The sequence below is a fragment of the Paenibacillus polysaccharolyticus genome (assembly GCF_900102085.1).
Classification (GTDB): Bacteria; Bacillota; Bacilli; order Paenibacillales; family Paenibacillaceae; genus Paenibacillus; species Paenibacillus polysaccharolyticus.
Map to the genome: position 1 here is coordinate 23139 of NZ_FMVM01000025.1, position 18033 is coordinate 41171.

Here is an 18033-nt window from a genome sequence, read left to right on the forward strand (position 1 = left end):
ACATGTCGCAGACGCTTATAGATTCCAATGAACCAGCACGGAGGGTTTTTATTTTATGACTTATTTTGACTCGAAATTAAAAATATTTACTTGCAATTCTAACCCCAAGCTTGCTCATCAAATTGCTGATTATATCGGGATTCCTATGGGTGAATCTCATACAACCAGCTTTAGTGATGGCGAGATTCAAGTGAAACTCTCCGAGAGTGTTCGTGGCTGTCACGTATATATCGTGCAGTCAACTTGCTTGCCGGTTAATGACAATCTGATGGAAATGCTGGTCATGATTGATGCATTGAAACGTGCATCGGCCAAAACAATCAACGTAGTTATTCCGTATTATGGCTATGCGCGCCAAGATCGCAAAGCACGTTCACGTGACCCGATTACGGCCAAGCTGGTTGCCAACCTGATTGAAAAAGCAGGCGCAACACGTGTAATCGCAATGGATTTGCATGCGATGCAGATTCAGGGATTCTTCGACATTCCAGTCGATCATCTGCTGGGTGTGCCGATTCTGGCGCAATATTTCCGCTCGAAACAGATCGAAAACCCGGTTGTGGTGTCACCTGACCACGGTGGTGTGGTTCGTGCGCGCAAACTGGCTGATTTCCTGAATGCACCGCTTGCGATTATCGACAAACGTCGTCCTGAGCCGAACGTCAGCGAAGTTATGAATATTATCGGTAATATCGAAGGCAAAACAGCGATTCTGATAGATGACATCATTGATACTGCCGGAACAATTGTACTGGGAGCGAATGCTCTCATGGAAGGCGGCGTGAAGGAAGTATATGCATGCTGTACTCACCCGGTATTGTCTGGCCCTGCGATGGAACGTTTGGAAAATGCACCGCTGAAGGAAGTCATCGTGACGGATACAATTCCAATTACACATGCAAATCCAACAAGCAAACTTAAAGTGCTTTCTGTAGCACCATTGCTTGGGGAAGCCATCATCCGGGTTCATGAGGAATTGTCAATCAGCAAGCTGTTTGAAATTGAATAGGATGTCTGCATAAAGTAGTAGAGGGGTTACGTCTTCCGGTTGAACGGAAAATGTAACCCCTGTCGGCGTGCCGTTTTTAATGTGATAGAAAACCGCCTGGCGCATTAATATCCCGGGCGGGAAATAAAACGGAAGCGGCGTCTGTGAAAGAGTGTATCGGCAATTTCGACAAATTGACTATCGAAACGGGTAATCACACCAATCTCGATATGGGTATCACGGTCGTACACCTGCACAGGCACGTGATGTTCCAGATGATAAATAAAGTCACTATGTTGAGTCAGTTGTCCGTTATCTTCGCGCAAAACCCGCTCACCTTCCTGGGTGGATAAATGTTCAATACGTACTTTCCTGATATTATATGAAATATAACATTCGAAGTCTATGCCTCACCTAATGGATGCTCGAAGGAGGGAACAAGATGAAGTGGATTGTCGGACTTGGGAATCCAGGTTCAAACTATGCCAAAACCCGGCATAATATCGGTTTTATGGCACTGGATCGATTGGCAGATCGCCATAACATTTCGATTACACAGAACAAGTGTAAAGCATTGATCGGAGAAGGCAACATTGGCGGCGTCAAAACGGTATTGATTAAACCAATGACCTATATGAACCTTTCGGGTGAATCGGTACGAGCTTACATGGATTTTTATAAAGTGAACCTGGAAGATCTAATCGTTGTATACGACGATATGGATACAGAAATCGGCAAGGTACGATTGCGTTATCAGGGTAGCGCGGGTGGACATAATGGAATCAAGTCCATTATTCAGCACACAGGTACACAGCAGTTCAACCGGGTTCGTATGGGGATATCAAGGCCTGATCCGGGACATGCCATTGTAGACTACGTACTGTCAACGTTCATGAAGAAAGAAAAAGAAGCGCTGGAGCAGACGATTGAGCAAACATGTGATGCACTGGAATATAGTTTGACGAATACGTTCGAGCAAACGATGGCGAAATTCAATGGCTGATGCATTCCAGTAATATGGAATTTACACTGGAAAAAAGATTAATTGACGACTTTGATTCGGACAACCTGGGCATACTGGATGTATAAACCATGTTCAGGAGGCATAACTATGTCAGTGAATTATGTATGTCGGCATTGCCGTACCTTTATTGGCCAGATTGATTCGGCTAAAATTACGGAAGCACAGCTCGGTTTTCATTTCTTGACCCCCGACGAGCGGAGGGATATAATAGCGTATAATTCCGGTGGTGATGTTACCGTTCGGATTACATGCGATTATTGTAAGGAAGCGTTGGAACACAACCCCGAGCTGAGCCTGCTTGCAAATCCGCTCCAGTAGCTATTGCCTGTAGGGATTTAATTCATGCTATGGAATGGATAAATGTTGAAAAATGACAGAGAGGATGACCGCAGTTACAGCGGTTTGCCCTTTTTATAGCCTTGGCAGCCTGCTGAGGCTTCTTTTCAGTTGGGACAGAATCAAGGGTGTATTCAACTTTGTAATAGAATTCAGAGTGGTCCTGTAGGAACAGATGTGGAAATGTTTGGAGTAATCCTTTATGATGAAACAGGACAAAAAGGAATAAGTATCCAGTTTTTAAAAAATTCCAATGACCGAAGATGCTGCACATCGATGTGCAATAATCTATAATCAAGAAAGTTATAAGAGAGGTGCCCCTTTTGTTACAAGCACTCATACAGGCTTTTTCCAAAGATCCGGACTTTGCGTCCATTACAGCCGGGGTTAAATCCGGCATGAAGGAGCAATTGGTTTCGGGCCTATCCGGTTCGGCTCGTCAGATCATGCTGGCTACGCTGCACCAAGAGATGGATCGACCACTGCTCGTCGTGACACATAATATGTTTGCCGCACAAAAAATAGCGGAAGATTTACAGGAAGCGCTTTCATCAGATCGGGTGTTGATCTATCCTGCGAATGAACTTGTTGCTGCTGAGGCAGCGGTATCTAGTCCGGAGACACTTGCTCAGCGCATTGAAGTATTGGTTCGTTGCGCCCAGGGTTTCAGGGGCATTGTTGTCATTCCTTTTTCAGGGGTAAGACGTTATGTTCCGCTCCCGGAAGTCATGGCAAATGCACATATCCAGATTAAGCAAGGCAGCACGCTTCAACTGGATTCGTTCTTGCTTGAGATGGTAACGCTTGGCTATGAACGGGTTGAGCGAGTTGAATCTCGCGGAGAGATGAGTGTACGTGGAGGCATTATCGACTTCTATCCAGTGACTTCATCGATTGCATATCGGGTGGAGTTATTTGACGACGAAATTGATTCCATTCGTACATTTGACCCTGCGGATCAGCGTTCCATTGAACGGATAGAGGAAATTACTGTTTTGCCATGTAAAGAGTTAATCGCTGATCAGGAGCGTATGGAGAAGGCAGCGGATACGGCGGCAATTTTGCTTGAACAGCAGCTGGAGAAAATGACGGATCGCCAGGCCAAGTTGCGCCTTCGGGAAGAGATGCATCGGGAGATTGAGTTGCTGCGTCAGCATGTCTATTTTTCGGAAATGTACAAATACATCTCCCCGCTTTATCCTGAAAATAAAACGATTTATGACTATATGCCAGAAGATACCATTCTAGTGATGGATGAGCCGGCGAGATTGTCGGAAACCTCGAAACAACTGGACAGAGACGAATCGGAGTGGAACTTGCATCTGATGCAAAATGGAAAAACCTTGCCGGATCTGCCGTTATCGGCAGATGGGGATGATTTGCTCTATGAGCGTCCATTCCAGACCATCTTTATGTCGATCTTTTTGCGTCAGGTTCCGCATACCCAGCCACAGAATATTCTGAACTTTATCAGCCGGGGCATGCAGGATTTCCATGGACAGATGAACGTGCTGAAGGCGGAGATGGAACGCTGGCAGAAAGCCGGTGTTCAGGTGTTGATGCTTGCGAATGGCGAGGAACGGATGGACCGGATGCGCCGGGTATTGCAGGATTACGACATTCCTGAGCCGGAGATGCTGAATGGCAATTTGCAAACGGGATTTGAGATGCCGTCCATTCATTTGGCGGTGATCACAGAAGGTGAGATGTTCTCACAGAAGCAGCGTAAAGCCCGTAAACCGATTCGAAACATCGATAATGCCGAGCGTATCAAATCCTATAGCGAGCTGAAAGTGGGCGATTATGTCGTTCACCAGAACCACGGAATTGGTAAATACCTCGGGATTGGTACGCTTGAGGTTGCTGGTATTCACAAAGACTACATGCACATTCTGTATGCAGGCGGCGACAAATTGTCTGTTCCGATTGAACAGATTGATCTCATTCAGAAATATGTGGGTTCCGAAGAGAAGGAGCCTAAAATATACAAGCTGGGCGGTAATGAGTGGACACGGGTTAAAAATAAGGTTCGTTCATCCGTTCAGGATATCGCCGATGATCTGATCAAGCTGTACGCAGAACGTCAAACATCTAAAGGCTATGGGTTCGACAAAGATTCTGCAGAACAACAAGAATTCGAAGACATGTTCCCTTACGATGAGACACGTGATCAGATGCGCGCGATTGAAGAAATCAAAAAAGATATGGAACAAAACCGTCCCATGGATCGTTTATTGTGTGGAGACGTTGGTTACGGGAAAACTGAAGTTGCGATTCGGGCTGCATTTAAAGCGGCAATCGAGGGCAAACAGGTGGCGGTATTGGTTCCGACCACGATTTTGGCTCAGCAACACTATGAAACGTTCCGTGAGCGGTTCTCCGGTTATCCGTTCAACATTCATGTCCTTAGCCGATTCCGTTCCCGCAAGGAACAGAATGAGACCGCCAAGGGTATCAAAGCCGGTACAATAGACATTGTTATTGGTACACATCGCTTGCTGTCACAGGATCTGGTGTTTAAAGATCTGGGATTGCTTATTGTCGATGAGGAGCAACGTTTTGGTGTAACACATAAAGAGAAGCTCAAAAAGCTCAAAACCAACGTGGATGTGTTGACCCTCACGGCAACCCCGATTCCGCGTACTTTACACATGTCCATGTTGGGTGTACGTGACTTGTCCGTTATTGAGACACCGCCAGAGAACCGTTTCCCCGTTCAGACCTACGTGGTAGAGCATAGTCAGGCTCTTGTTCGTGAAGCGATTGAGCGTGAGTTGGCGCGTGGTGGTCAGGTATATTATCTCTACAACCGGGTACAAGGCATTCAGGAGATGGCAGCCGAAATCTCGGATCTGGTGCCAGAAGCCAAAGTGGGTGTTGGGCATGGGCAGATGACAGAAACCGAGCTGGAGAAGACGATTCTCGACTTCCTGGACGGAGAGTATGATGTGCTGGTGAGCACGAGTATCATTGAAACAGGTGTGGACATTCCGAATGTAAATACACTCATTGTGCATGATGCAGACAAAATGGGACTTTCCCAGCTGTATCAGTTGCGTGGAAGGGTAGGACGGTCTAACCGGATTGCCTACGCGTATTTCACATACCAACGGGACAAAGTGCTTACGGAAGTTGCCGAGAAGCGTCTGCAATCCATCAAGGAATTCACAGAGCTTGGTTCAGGCTTCAAAATCGCGATGCGAGACTTGTCCATCCGTGGGGCCGGTAACCTGCTTGGAGCAGAGCAGCATGGCTTTATCGCCTCCGTCGGGTTCGATCTGTACTCACAGATGCTGGCGGAAGAGATCAACAAACGTAAAGTTACCATGCTGGGTGAAGAGCCTGTTCCTTCTGATCAGTGGAATACAACGCTAGATCTCAGTATCGATGCCTACTTGCCATCGGATTATATTTATGACAGTATTCAGAAGATTGAGATCTATAAAAAGGTCGCAGTTATTGCTTCCTTCGACGATGCAATGGAACTGGAAGACGAACTGGTTGACCGCTTCGGTGATTTACCGGAAGCTGTAATTAATTTGATGGCAGTAGCCCGCCTCAAAGTGTATGGCAAAATCTATGGTATTGAGTCCATCACACAGCGTGGCGATGATCTTACAGTCAAGTTCTATGAAGGACGTGAACATGCCTTCGAGTTGTCAAAAATCGCACACATTGGAAATCAGTTCGAAAGACGTGTACAATTTGAACAAGGACCCCATATGCTGATTCATGTCAAAGGCAAGGGTCTTGGGGATAAGCAACTGATGGAGCTGGTAGAAAAGTTTCTGGAATCCATGAAGACTGCTTTTAAATCAAAGGGGGAACTAAAAGATGTTAGCAAAGTATAAAAAAGTGGGAAAAGTGCTGTCCGTAGGTATGGTAGCAGTACTGTCCCTGTCCTTGCTTGCTGCATGTGGCAAGAAGGAAGAAGCAAAAGCACCGGAATCAACAGATAAAAGTGCTGTTGTAGCTACGTATGATGGTGGCACAATTACAGCGAATGAATTCGACATGGAACAACGTGTCATGAAATTCCTCTATCCGGAATATGCACAAATGATGGAGATGGATGATTTTAAAGAATATCTCGTGAAGCAAGAGATTGCTTATGAATATTTGAGTGGCAAAGCAAGTGAAGAAGCCAAAACGGCTGGAGCCAAAACAGCATCTGAACAATTCGACAAAATGAAGGCTTCCGTGAAGGAAGAACAATGGACTGAAATGTTAAAGACTCAGAAATTGACTGACCAAAACATTAAAGATTACATGACTCGTATTATGACGGTAATCAAAGATAAAGAAACAGGCGTAACCGAAGATGCCATGAAGGCAGAATTTGAGAAAAACAAAGATCAGTATACAACAGCTTCTGTACGTCATGTGCTGATTACTTTTAAAGATCCTAAAACGCAAAAAGATCGTAAAAAAGAAGACACGTTGAAGCTTGCAAAAGAAGTAAAAGCGAAACTGGATGGCGGCGCTGATTTTGCCGAGATTGCGAAAAAATATTCCGAAGATCCGGGATCTGCTGAAAAAGGCGGACTTTATGAAAATACACCTGTTGCGAATTGGGTAGATTCTTTCAAGGAAGCTGCAAAAACATTGCCGCTGAACAAAATCAGTGATCCGGTTGAAACAGAGTACGGTTATCACATCATGAAAGTGGAATCACGTACGGAAGCAGATTACTCCAAGTTGACGGCAGAGCAAAAAGAGACACTGAAAAGCCAACTGGCGGCTGCTCAAATCGATACGTTTATGCAAAAAGAGCTGGATAAAATCATCAAAGAAGTGAAACTTCCAAAAACGGAGAAAAAAGAGGAAGGCACTACTGAAGGTACGACAGGTACTGGTACAGAAGGCACGAAAACAGATGGATCAAAAACCGATTCTAAAGGTACGGATGCAAAAACAGATCAAGGTACAACAGGAACAGACAAAGATGCAAAAACCGAAGAAGGTACAAGCAGTAAATAGTTTGACTCACAGTGATTTTAACATGCGTTTCAGAGAAGCCTAAGAAGCTTGCTGAACCGGATTATATTCACCGTAATATGGACAACCTATAACGAAGTACAGGGAGAACTACGGTTCTTTCTGTTACTTCGTTTTTTGGTTTACATGGAGCGTAAACGGTTAGAGATACAATTTTTATTACTTTATAAAAAAGTTAATTCACGATATTCCGCAAAGCATGTATAAGGATATGGGAACAGATGAATACTATGGTCAAGAAATCACACTAAACGTTCTGGGACTTTCCTCTACCCATTAAGGAACAGTAGTTGAAAAATCTTCTCGAGAAAGTGGGGCAACATGTAAATGAAAGCTACTGGTATTGTCCGCCGTATAGATGACCTGGGTCGTGTGGTCATTCCTAAAGAAATCCGTCGTACGTTGCGTATTCGTGAGGGAGATCCGCTTGAAATTTTTGTGGATCGGGATGGAGAAGTTATTCTTAAAAAATATTCGCCTATTGGCGAACTTGGTGATTTTGCCAAAGAATATGCAGAATCGCTGTATGAGAGCACAGGTCACGTTACGATGATTTCTGACCGGGATACCATTATTACGGTGGCAGGCGGCTCCAAGAAAGAGTATTTGGATAAACAGGTTGGCAGCCTTGTGGAAAGTTGCATGGAAAACCGTAAGACAATTATGGAAGCAACCAATGGTACTTATGAGCTTAGCAAAGATCATGACGAGACGTTATCCTCTTTTGTTATCGCGCCAATTATCTCTGGTGGTGATCCCATCGGAACCGTTATCCTGTTCAACAAGGATGAATCCGTGAAGATGTCTCAGATGGAGACTAAAATGGCAGAGACAGCTGCTGGCTTCCTTGGCAAACAAATGGAACAATAGATAGCAGATGGACTCCTGTGAGCCTGAACCGGGCATACGGGAGTTTTTGCTTTTTACATATAAGTTGAACTATAAGTGTTTAGACAAGTACTCCGATGACAGAATAACCTGGAGAGTAGCGGTTATCCCCAGGATTTTTTTTGGATTCCCTTTTCCAAAGGGGGAAAATCCGGTGATAAAGGCGAGGCATATGCTTCCGATGCAGCTTTCTTTCAGGGAGGCTAGAGGTTTTGATCTGATCACAGGTTTTGTGGCTCAAAGGATGTTCGTATTGTGTGCCTTCTGGCAGGTATAATAGCAAAGGAAGCCTTATGCTTCGTTTGAATGCCAGAATACACATGGAAGGAACCAGGAAATTGATAAAACAGCCATCTTCAGGAACAAGGCTGCTACAGGGTGCTTTTATCCTTGGGCTTGCCGCCATTATCTCCAAAATCATTGGTGCTTTTCAAAAAATTCCTCTTCAAAATCTGGGGGGAGACGGTGTCTTTGGTATCTACAATACGGTCTATCCGTTATATATGCTCATTATTACGCTGGCTGCGGCTGGGTTGCCCTTGGCTGTATCCAAATTCGTAGCTGAACAGAATGCCCTCGGCAGACCAGACGAGAGCCGAAGAATTATACGATTATCTTCGATGTTGCTTGGCGGATTAGGCATGATTACCGCGATGGTGATGTATGGAAGTGCACCGTGGGTCGCAGGTCTGATTGGGAATCAGCATGTGATTCCTTCCATCCGTGCAGCATCCCTGGCCTTGTTATGTGTACCGCTGATGACGGGTTTACGTGGATACTTCCAGGGAATGCAGCAGATGGTGCCTACAGCCGTATCTCAGGTGGTCGAACAGACGGTGCGGGTCACGGTCATGATTGTGGTGTTATTGTGGTTGATCCGCCAGGATGCTTCGCTTGAAACGGTTGCTTCCGGGGCAATGTTAGGCTCGGTAGCCGGAGGATGTGCAGGGCTCATCGTCATGTTGGGATTCGTATATAGACATCGGCGGAAAGAGCAGGAAGTACATTCGATGGATAGAGAGCCGATGTACACAGAAGATCGCAAGAAAAAGGGAGAGACAGTAAGTGAAGAGTCTTTGGATTCAGGGGCAGATCGGCATACTGGAGTAGTGGAACATGACGTTGCAGTAGTTGGAGGAAGCGGTCAAGCTCGTAAGATCAGACGCTCAAATGCCGAATGGATGCGTACTTTGCTTGTCTATGCCATTCCGGTTTGTCTTGGATCACTGGCAGTGCCCCTGATGAATCTGGTGGACACCTTTACCGTTCCACGTCTGCTACGCGGTGAAGGGCTGGATGATATGCAAACGATGGTATCCTTCGGCATCTACAACCGCGGATTGCCGCTGGTGCAGCTGGTGACGATGCTTGCCACGTCACTCTCGGTGCTGTTTATTCCGGCGATGGCCGAAGCGCGCCTGAAGGGCGGGCCAGAAGCCGTCAGGAAGCAAGCGGGCATGGCGCTGCGCTGGTTCTGGCTGATCGGTCTGGCAGCCTCTGCAGGACTTGCGGTGCTGGCAGACCCGATTAACCGCATGCTGTACGGGGATGCCGCAGGCACCGAAGCATTGCGGTATATGGCGCTGACGGCTGCAGGCAGCACCGTCAGCATCATCGCGGCGGCGCTGCTGCAAGGCCTCGGCGCCGTGCGTGCTCCTGCGTTCAGCATGCTGGCCGCCGCAGGCGTCAAGGTGCTGCTGAACGTCATGCTTGTGCCAGCGCTGGGCATCAGCGGCGCGGCACTTGCAGGTGCAGCCGCCTATATGCTGGCGGCTGGCCTGAATGTGGTGCTTCTGGCGCGGCTCACCGCCATGCACCCTGCTCCTGGCGCCGTCTTGGCGAAGCCGGCGCTGGTGATCGCCGCCATGAGCCTGGCGGCGCTAGGCATGGCCTGGGCCGCCGAAGCAGTGCTCGGCGGCTTGAGCATCGCAGCCACGCATCGGCTGGCTGCGATGGGCGTGAGCCTGCTGGGCATTGCCGCAGGCGCAGCCGTGTTTGTGCTGGCCGCGGCCCGGACAGGGCTGCTGACCGCCGCAGAGCTGGCGGCCTTGCCGAAGCTGGGGCCGCGTCTGGCGCAGCTGTTGCGCAGACTGCGTGTACTGCGCTAGCCAAATCATAGTTGCTATAGTGTAAGTTGATTGAGAGCCAGTACGACTGAAAAGCATGAAACAGCTACGCGGATGCAATTTTAGGATATCGACAGATTCTGGTATAATACGTTTAATTATTGAGCGCCATCCTGTTCAGATAAAAATGAGAGATGCTCATGCGCATATTGAAATGTTACATGAGTTAGAGGTAGGCCGGAAAAGCAGGATGGTTCGGATGGAGGTTAAGTGTAATGAGTGCAGCTTTGACAGTGGTAGGTCTTGGATCTGGAGATGCGGACCAACTGACTTTAGGTATTATTAAAAAAATGAAACATGCGGCTACATTGTATGTACGCACACTGGATCATCCTGTCTTGAATGATTTACAGCAGGAAGGGCTAGAGATGACGTCGTTTGACACAATATATGAGTCCAAATCCTCCTTCCCGGAGGTTTACGATGAGATTGCGAACCAATTAATCGACGCGGCTCGTAGCGGCGATGCAGGCACCGAGATTGTATATGCTGTACCAGGCCATCCAATGGTGGCCGAAGCAAGTGTACGACTTTTGAAAGAACGTTGTCCGCAGCAGGGCATTTCCTTACGTATTATGGGCGGAGAGAGCTTCCTGGATGAAGCCTTTATCCGACTGGGATTCGACCCTATTGAAGGTTTTCAACTGCTTGATGCAAGTAGCCTCAGCCCCGAATTGATACAACCCCAGCTGCATACGTTGATTGGACAAGTCTACGACGGTTTTACTGCATCCGATGTGAAGCTATGTCTAATGGAAGTATACCCGGATGATTATCCGGTGTTTGTGGGCCATGCACTTGGCGTACAAGATCAGGAAGTCATCCATAAGGTACCACTGCATGAGTTGGATCGTACTCCGGGATATGGCAACCTGTCGCTGATCTATGTGCCGAAAAATACAGATGATGCACTACGCCGCCGATCTTTCGCGCGATTGCACGAGATCGTAAACATTCTTCGCAGTCCGGGTGGCTGCCCATGGGATCAGGAGCAGACACATCAGTCGATTCGTAAAAACCTGATTGAAGAGACATACGAAGTGATTGAAACGATCGATGAGGATGACCCGGATCACATGAAAGAAGAACTGGGTGATCTGTTGTTGCAAATTATGTTGCATTCTCAGATGGAGGAAGAGGTTGGCACATTCAACGTATATGATGTTATAGAAGGACTTAATGACAAATTGATTTTCCGTCACCCGCACGTATTTGGCGATAATCAAGCCGAAGACGCGAATGAAGCCCTGCAAAACTGGGAACAGATGAAAGCAGAGGAGAAAAAACGTAAAGGCCAGGACGTAGAAAAAACTTCCGTACTGGACGGTATCCCCCGTGATCTGCCTGCACTTATGAAAGGATATAAGCTCCAGAAGAAGGCCGCCAAAGTTGGCTTTGACTGGGATGATGTGGAGGGCGTTTTTGCCAAGATCGAAGAAGAACTGGCTGAACTCAGAGAAGCGGTACAGCAAGGGCATGATGCAGAAGCACGCAAGCTTGAACTCGGTGATGTGTTATTTGCCACGGCGAATGTGGCACGTTTTATTGACACAGATCCGGAGGAGGCTCTTGCCGCCACGAACCGCAAGTTTGTGGCAAGGTTTCAGTACATTGAGGATCGGTTGCGTGAACAGGGCAAAACACCTGCGGAAAGTACGGTAGAAGAGATGGAGCGGTTCTGGCAACAGGCAAAGAAGGCCGGGCTCTGATTTTACTGATTTGTAAAAATACCCAGACACCGTATTCCATCAGGCTCGGCAGTGTGTTATGATGATACGAACGTGTGTTCAGCATTATATTGAGTCTGGTGTTTGAAGAGACATCATATCGGGTACTGGACTAAGATGATTCTCTGTCATGCAACGGCATAAGTTAAAAAAAGTCGTTGGTCAAGGCAGGAATTTAGCATGAAAGCCAGAATACATGTGTAGTAACCGTGCGAGAATCAACTTGGTTATTTTAAAACAGCCAAGGCTCGCAGATACTTTTTTTTCAATTTGGGAGGCTTTTAACATGAACAAAACAGACCTGATCAACAACATTTCAAACAAAAGCGGTTTGACAAAGAAAGATGTCGAGTCCGTATTGAACGGCTTTTTAGGAGAAATTACAGATGCACTTGCCAGCGGAGACAAAGTACAATTGATCGGCTTTGGCACTTTTGAGACCCGCAAACGTTCTGGTCGTACGGGACGTAACCCACAAACAGGGAATGAGATTGTGATTCCTGAGTCCACTGTTCCTGCATTCAAAGCAGGTAACAAACTTAAAGAAGCTGTAAAATAATGCGTCTTGATAAATTCCTGAAGGTATCTCGGTTGATCAAACGCCGTACTGTAGCCAAGGACGTTTCTGAACAGGGACGTGTTCTTGTAAATGGACGGGAAGCCAAGCCCAGCGCTGCTGTAAAGGTAGGCGATGAGCTGACGGTTCAGTTCGGTCAGAAGCTAGTCACCGTGAAGGTGGAGCGTCTTGCTGAGAGTACTAAGAAGGATGAGGCAAGCAGCCTCTATACCTTGGTTAAGGAAGAGCCGATTGCCAAGGATAACGGGATGGATTGGTAACAGAAATTTCTGATACATCTTTAGATCATTTAAATGAAGCGTTCTCCCAGTAAAGGGAGGACGCTTTTATGTTTTTTTTCCCAGAGACAAATGGAAAGATCAAAGAGACAGGAGTTCTAATCTGGGTATCTCATCCATAAGCTAGGTACTAAAGAAGGAGGGGTACATGCCATGGCTGAGCACGGAAAAGCTAAACAACACTATCTAAACATGCAAAATAGGAAACTGCTGGATCTAACAGGGGTTTCGAATGTGGAGAGCTTTGACAGTGAGGAGTTCTTGCTTCAGACCGAACTTGGGCATCTGACGATCCGGGGGCACAATTTACATATCAAAAACCTGAGCCTGGAGGAAGGTCTTTTATCCATTGAGGGTACGGTCAGTTCACTTCAGTATCTCGATCCCGGTTCCCAGTCCAAAAACAGCAAAGGCCTGTTTGGCAAGATGTTCCGATGATTCTGGATGCGCAGTGGATCACACTGACCTGGATGGTGTTATCGGGAGTTGTGATGGGTGTAGCTTATGACAGTTACCGGGTACTGTCAGGACAGCTGCGATTTCCGAGGTGGAGCATCCACACGTTAGACCTGTTGTATTGGGTCGCTTCCGCACTGTTCGTTTTCCGGATGTTGTATGCCGGAAACCACGGACAGTTGCGGTTTTATGTCTTTTTGGGGCTGATTATCGGAGTTTGCTTCTATTTTTGGCTTTTAAGTGTTACAACCCAGCATTTTGTGGTAATGTTAATTAAACTCGCGAGAACACTCATCCAGTGGTGTGGACATATCCTTAACATCCTGATTGTTGTGCCAGCGAAGGGAATATACAGATTGGTTCGTGTATTATTTGGTTTCATCATCGCGATCCTGCTATTCCTGGGCAAGCTGGTGTTGCAATGTTTAATCCCTTTCGGCAAGTTGTTCCGCTGGATGTTTAGGCCGCTACTGAGATATTGGGTAACGCCTCGATGGATGATCCAAGCGGGTACAAGAATTGCAGCGATATGGAAACGCTGGTTTCAAGGAGGTCGTCCGGGGAATGAGTAGAACACCTGTGGGTAGTAAGAAGAGCCCAGCTAATCAGGGAAAATCTGCTGGTGCACGAAGGCGTCTGATGCTTTGGTTGACATTTGTTGCTGTATTTGCGATCTGGGCAGGATATACGTTTCTTGTACAGAATGCGCAAATTTCGGACAAGAGTGATTACTTGGCCACACAGCAAACTTCGCAGCAGGATACGCAGAAACAGCTCGAGCAGCTGAAGTATGAGGTCAGTCGGTTGAAGGACCCTGAATACATAGGACAGCTGGCACGAAAAAAAGGTTACTATCTTCCTGAAGAAACACCAATTCAGGTCGAAGGGTCAGGGAACTGATGGAATCCAGTCTTTTGCTGAGCAAGGTTTGTTTTCCATGAGTCTTATGCGCGTAAACCGGAAAAAATAGGCGTTACAATGGGGTAGTGCTCAGTTGACCTTGGTTTATGGCATAAGGTATAATTACATTTAGCACAGCATGATTTTGGCATTCAAAAAATCGGGTTGTATATTTTTAAGGGAGGATCATTTTATTCTATGGCAATTGAAGTGGGCACCAAGTTAGAGGGCAAGGTGACAGGAATCACGCATTTTGGAGCATTTGTGGATCTGTCAGGAGGTGTCACGGGTCTCGTTCACATCTCGGAAATCGCCGACAATTACGTCAAAGATGTCAACGACCACCTGAAGCTGAATGACCAAGTCACAGTAAAGGTTATCAACGTTGACAAAGACGGCAAGATCGGACTTTCCATCAAACAGGCTGTTGACAAACCGGTAGAGCAACAAACTCAATCCAGACCCCCAAGAGCTCCTAGACCGGAACGCAGTGGAGGAGATCGCGAACGATTCAGCGGCGGAGGCCCAAGTGGTGGCCAAGGTCGTGGTGGTGGCGGCGGTGGATTTAACCGTGACCGCGGAGGCCGTTCTTTCAAGCCCGCAGCAGGCAAACCTTCATTTGAGGATAAAATGTCACGCTTCCTGAAAGATAGCGAGGAACGGATCTCTTCGCTCAAGAAGAATACAGAAGGCAAACGCGGTGGCCGCGGCGCTAAGCGTGTGTAATCTGTTTCAACCTGATTTGAATATATAAGTAAAACCGTTAGCCTACTGGCTAACGGTTTTTTTGTGCTTATTTTATATAATCTGATGACCATTTCATATTTCGATGAAACATCGGCTAGGCGTTTATTTTTAGGTAAAACGCGACATGATTTCTTCATGATTTACATTGTGCAGGGGAGAATAAGAACATTTGTCGTCTCCCATTTTTTACCGACAGGTTTCCATGGCATTCTCCAGTTATTCTGCTCAGATCATGACGACACCCTCTAACTTCTCGTTCAAAATCAGACATGCCACCGTTCAACAGTTTGCTCAAAAATGCTGGAAAGCACAATAAGGCCGAGGGTTTCACACCATCGCGCCGCAGCAGTTTCTTTTGTCGTAAACTTTTTGAAGCTCGTCCAGCTATTCTGACAAACTATGTCTTCTATTCTATCTATAATCAGAACTATCGAGAGTGAAACACGAAATCAAATAATCGAATGGGGTGCCTTGAGCATGATGGAGAAGTGGAATGTCATTCAATTTCCGGGGATGAAAGCAGGCAAGGGGGGTGCTGCAGCTCGGGAGGAGCTGTCGGTACGTCTGAAACAATGGCTGGGTTCCCGCAAGGCTGTCCAGGCTGTGGCATCTCGCAAGTGGGTGTTGCTACTTACTTTTATGGGGTTCTTATTGGGAAAGGCGATGATCCTGAATGAATTAACTCCTTTTGCGATTGCATACTTTGCCGTGATTGCTTTTATGCGCAGGGATTATATTATACCCGTTGGTGCGGCATTACTCGCAGGGAGTCTGTTTGCACCATTCCCGGTTTCGCTAATTGTAGCCTCTGAGATTGCCATCTTCTATCTGCTGTTCCGAGGGCTCGAGTCTTACGACCGTGCTGAATTATCTTATGCACCAGTGATGGTGTTTACGACAACTTTTATGGTGAAGCTATTCGCCGTTGTGATTGGGCCTTCGTTCAGTTGGTATGCGATGTTGATGCTCACCATGGATTCCGTGCTAAGTTTCGTATTAACCCTTGTATTCATTCAGGCTATCCCCATTTTTACGTATCGCAAAAAAAAATTCAGCCTAAAGAACGAGGAGATCCTGTGTCTGATCATCCTGCTGGCTTCCGTGATGACTGGGGCAGTCGGGTGGACCATTCAGTCTCTTTCGGTGGAGCATATGCTTTCCCGTTACCTCATTCTCGTCTTTGCGCTGGTGGGCGGAGCCCCCCTGGGTGCATCGGTTGGAGTGATTACGGGGTTAATTCTGAGTCTTGCCGATATGTCTGCCGTGTATCAGATGAGTCTGCTTGCTTTTGCCGGGATGTTGGCAGGTATGCTTCGTGAGGGGAAACGTATGGGGGTTGCCCTAGGGATGTTGCTAGGTTCATCTATTCTATCGATTTACTTGGGCGGCCCAAGTGACGTGATGAATTCCTTGTGGGAGACGTGTGCAGCTATCGTCCTGTTTATGTTAACACCCAAAAGCATGTTCACAGCAATCTCCAAATACGTACCAGGCACACAGGATCATACTAAATCGCAGCATGAATATGCGAAACGCATTCGGGATATTACGGCGGAGCGAGTAACACGTTTCTCACAGGTGTTCCGTCAGTTGTCACGCAGCTTCGATCAGATGTCCGGTACGGGGGAGCCGGTACATAAAGAAGGCGGGATGGATCATTTCATGAACGCGGTTGCTGAGGGTACTTGTGCAGGGTGCTTCAAGCGTGCGCAATGCTGGGATACGAAGTTTATTCAAACGTATAGCTATATGACCGATGTGATGAGTTCCATTGAGACAAACCCGGAGATGTCAGGTGACCAAATTCCGGTGGAATGGAACCGGGTGTGTGCCAAACCGGAGGAGGTACTCGAAGTGATGCGTGCCCAATATGGCCTGCATCAGCATAATATGCAATGGAAACGCCAGATTATGGACAGCCGTCAGCTGGTTGCTGAGCAATTGTCGGGTGTATCACAGGTGATGGAGGACTTGGCCAAAGAAATTCAACGCGAAAGTGAGGAGATGGTACAGCAGGAAGAACAAATTCGGGATGCACTGGAGTCATTGGGACTATCTATTCATTCTATAGAGATTATTAATCTGGAAGCTGGTAATGTGGAGATTGAGATTGTACATGCATATACAAGAGGGTTCGATGAATGCCGTAAAATGATCGCTCCGCTGATCTCTAACGTGCTGGACGAGCATATTGCTGTGTTGCATGAGACCATGACTGATCCCCGTCAGGGACTGGCAACCGTGACATTTGGTTCAGCGAAGACATTCGAGATCACGACAGGTGTAGCTGCCGCCGCCAAAGGAGGCGATGTGATGTCGGGAGACAGTTTCAGCACTGTGGAACTTGGCAACGGTACGTTTGCAGTGGCACTTAGTGACGGGATGGGCAACGGGGAACGGGCTCGTATGGAGAGCAGTGCTGCATTAAATATTTTGGAGCAACTGCTTCAATCGGGCATGGACGAGAAATTAGCAATCAAATCTGTCAATTCTGTGCTGATGCTGCGTTCTCCAGAGGAGATGTATGCCACCGTAGATATGGCATTGATCGATGAATATACGGCAGAGACAACGTTTATGAAAATTGGTTCGACCCCAAGCTTTATTAAACGTGGGCAGGAGGTTATTCAAGTTTCAGCGAGCAATCTACCGATTGGGATCATTAAAGATATTGAGGTCGATTTGGTCACCCTTCAGTTACAGCCGGGTGATATCTTGATCATGATGACGGACGGCATCTATGATGCTCCAGGATATGCAGTCAATAAAGAGCTATGGATGAAACGACTTATTCAGGAGATTCATACGGATGATCCGCAGGAACTCGCAGATTGCTTGCTTGAGAGTGTTATTCGCTATCAGCAGCAAGAGATTTTGGACGACATGACCGTTGTGGTTGGCAAAGTTGAACATTATCGCCCGGAATGGGCCACCTTACGTGTGCCTGGTATTAATCGTATGGAGCGTCCTCGCACCGTAAGTTAAATC

16 protein-coding genes are annotated in these 18033 nt (G+C 47.0%); 15 read left to right on the plus strand and 1 reads right to left on the minus strand.

All coding sequences use genetic code 11. From position 1 onward, the window contains the following. The first annotated feature begins 55 nt into the window (after positions 1-55). Entirely contained in the window at positions 56-1009 is a 954-nt protein-coding gene (locus tag BLQ13_RS25985; RefSeq protein ID WP_017691370.1) for a ribose-phosphate diphosphokinase, read from the plus strand. A gap of 104 nt (positions 1010-1113) precedes the next feature. Here BLQ13_RS25985 and BLQ13_RS25990 read toward each other — a convergent pair whose 3' ends face one another. Beyond that, on the minus strand, positions 1114-1314 hold the full coding sequence (locus BLQ13_RS25990) for a hypothetical protein (protein WP_090924609.1): 201 nt from the start codon (positions 1312-1314) through the stop codon (positions 1114-1116). A gap of 116 nt (positions 1315-1430) precedes the next feature. Between BLQ13_RS25990 and pth the strand changes: the two genes are divergently transcribed. The 14 genes from pth (at position 1431) to spoIIE (ending at position 18030) form a co-directional block, all read left to right on the plus strand. Beyond that, positions 1431-1991 carry an aminoacyl-tRNA hydrolase gene (pth, locus tag BLQ13_RS25995; protein ID WP_090924610.1) on the plus strand — a complete coding sequence of 187 codons (561 nt, stop codon included), beginning with the start codon at positions 1431-1433 and terminating at the stop codon, positions 1989-1991. 108 nt (positions 1992-2099) lie between these two features. Beyond that, positions 2100-2330, plus strand: a complete 231-nt coding sequence (locus BLQ13_RS26000) for an anti-sigma-F factor Fin (RefSeq protein ID WP_090924611.1) — start codon at positions 2100-2102, stop codon at positions 2328-2330. A gap of 341 nt (positions 2331-2671) precedes the next feature. Then, positions 2672-6199, plus strand: coding sequence for a transcription-repair coupling factor (mfd, locus tag BLQ13_RS26005; protein ID WP_090924612.1), 3528 nt, complete (start codon positions 2672-2674; stop codon positions 6197-6199). Continuing rightward, positions 6183-7328: a peptidylprolyl isomerase gene (locus BLQ13_RS26010; RefSeq protein ID WP_090924613.1), complete on the plus strand. Its 1146-nt coding sequence runs from the start codon at positions 6183-6185 to the stop codon at positions 7326-7328. Before mfd ends, BLQ13_RS26010 begins: the two co-directional genes overlap by 17 nt. Before the next feature lie 345 nt (positions 7329-7673). Beyond that, positions 7674-8216, plus strand: a complete 543-nt coding sequence (spoVT, locus tag BLQ13_RS26015) for a stage V sporulation protein T (RefSeq protein WP_090924614.1) — start codon at positions 7674-7676, stop codon at positions 8214-8216. 359 nt (positions 8217-8575) lie between these two features. Continuing rightward, entirely contained in the window at positions 8576-10342 is a 1767-nt protein-coding gene (locus tag BLQ13_RS26025; RefSeq protein ID WP_090924648.1) for a putative polysaccharide biosynthesis protein, read from the plus strand. A gap of 233 nt (positions 10343-10575) precedes the next feature. Continuing rightward, positions 10576-12069, plus strand: a complete 1494-nt coding sequence (gene yabN / locus BLQ13_RS26030; protein ID WP_090924616.1) for a bifunctional methyltransferase/pyrophosphohydrolase YabN — start codon at positions 10576-10578, stop codon at positions 12067-12069. A gap of 304 nt (positions 12070-12373) precedes the next feature. Then, complete coding sequence (locus BLQ13_RS26035) at positions 12374-12646, plus strand: HU family DNA-binding protein (RefSeq protein WP_090924617.1); 273 nt, start codon at positions 12374-12376, stop codon at positions 12644-12646. Then, complete coding sequence (locus tag BLQ13_RS26040) at positions 12646-12924, plus strand: RNA-binding S4 domain-containing protein (protein ID WP_090924618.1); 279 nt, start codon at positions 12646-12648, stop codon at positions 12922-12924. Before BLQ13_RS26035 ends, BLQ13_RS26040 begins: the two co-directional genes overlap by 1 nt. A 171-nt stretch (positions 12925-13095) precedes the next feature. Further along, positions 13096-13380, plus strand: a complete 285-nt coding sequence (gene yabP / locus BLQ13_RS26045; RefSeq protein ID WP_090924619.1) for a sporulation protein YabP — start codon at positions 13096-13098, stop codon at positions 13378-13380. Next, complete coding sequence (yabQ, locus tag BLQ13_RS26050) at positions 13377-13970, plus strand: spore cortex biosynthesis protein YabQ (protein WP_090924620.1); 594 nt, start codon at positions 13377-13379, stop codon at positions 13968-13970. Before yabP ends, yabQ begins: the two co-directional genes overlap by 4 nt. Then, the gene (locus tag BLQ13_RS26055; protein ID WP_090924621.1) at positions 13963-14298 is read left to right on the plus strand and encodes a septum formation initiator family protein; all 336 of its coding nucleotides are present in this window, start codon (positions 13963-13965) and stop codon (positions 14296-14298) included. The genes yabQ and BLQ13_RS26055 overlap by 8 nt, the downstream gene beginning before the upstream one ends. A 198-nt stretch (positions 14299-14496) precedes the next feature. Beyond that, the gene (locus tag BLQ13_RS26060; RefSeq protein ID WP_090924622.1) at positions 14497-15024 is read left to right on the plus strand and encodes a S1 domain-containing RNA-binding protein; all 528 of its coding nucleotides are present in this window, start codon (positions 14497-14499) and stop codon (positions 15022-15024) included. Between the two features lie 498 nt (positions 15025-15522). Beyond that, positions 15523-18030: a stage II sporulation protein E gene (spoIIE, locus tag BLQ13_RS26065; RefSeq protein ID WP_208606829.1), complete on the plus strand. Its 2508-nt coding sequence runs from the start codon at positions 15523-15525 to the stop codon at positions 18028-18030. Positions 18031-18033 lie beyond the last annotated feature (3 nt).

Coding starts and splice junctions, on each gene's coding strand:
- yabQ (WP_090924620.1), top strand. CDS start 13,377: ATGATTCTGGATGCGCAGTGGATCACACTGACCTGGATGGTGTTATCG.
- BLQ13_RS26035 (WP_090924617.1), top strand. CDS start 12,374: ATGAACAAAACAGACCTGATCAACAACATTTCAAACAAAAGCGGTTTG.
- spoVT (WP_090924614.1), top strand. CDS start 7,674: ATGAAAGCTACTGGTATTGTCCGCCGTATAGATGACCTGGGTCGTGTG.
- BLQ13_RS26055 (WP_090924621.1), top strand. CDS start 13,963: ATGAGTAGAACACCTGTGGGTAGTAAGAAGAGCCCAGCTAATCAGGGA.
- BLQ13_RS26010 (WP_090924613.1), top strand. CDS start 6,183: ATGTTAGCAAAGTATAAAAAAGTGGGAAAAGTGCTGTCCGTAGGTATG.
- BLQ13_RS26000 (WP_090924611.1), top strand. CDS start 2,100: ATGTCAGTGAATTATGTATGTCGGCATTGCCGTACCTTTATTGGCCAG.
- BLQ13_RS26040 (WP_090924618.1), top strand. CDS start 12,646: ATGCGTCTTGATAAATTCCTGAAGGTATCTCGGTTGATCAAACGCCGT.
- BLQ13_RS26060 (WP_090924622.1), top strand. CDS start 14,497: ATGGCAATTGAAGTGGGCACCAAGTTAGAGGGCAAGGTGACAGGAATC.
- yabP (WP_090924619.1), top strand. CDS start 13,096: ATGGCTGAGCACGGAAAAGCTAAACAACACTATCTAAACATGCAAAAT.
- yabN (WP_090924616.1), top strand. CDS start 10,576: ATGAGTGCAGCTTTGACAGTGGTAGGTCTTGGATCTGGAGATGCGGAC.
- spoIIE (WP_208606829.1), top strand. CDS start 15,523: ATGATGGAGAAGTGGAATGTCATTCAATTTCCGGGGATGAAAGCAGGC.
- pth (WP_090924610.1), top strand. CDS start 1,431: ATGAAGTGGATTGTCGGACTTGGGAATCCAGGTTCAAACTATGCCAAA.
- BLQ13_RS25985 (WP_017691370.1), top strand. CDS start 56: ATGACTTATTTTGACTCGAAATTAAAAATATTTACTTGCAATTCTAAC.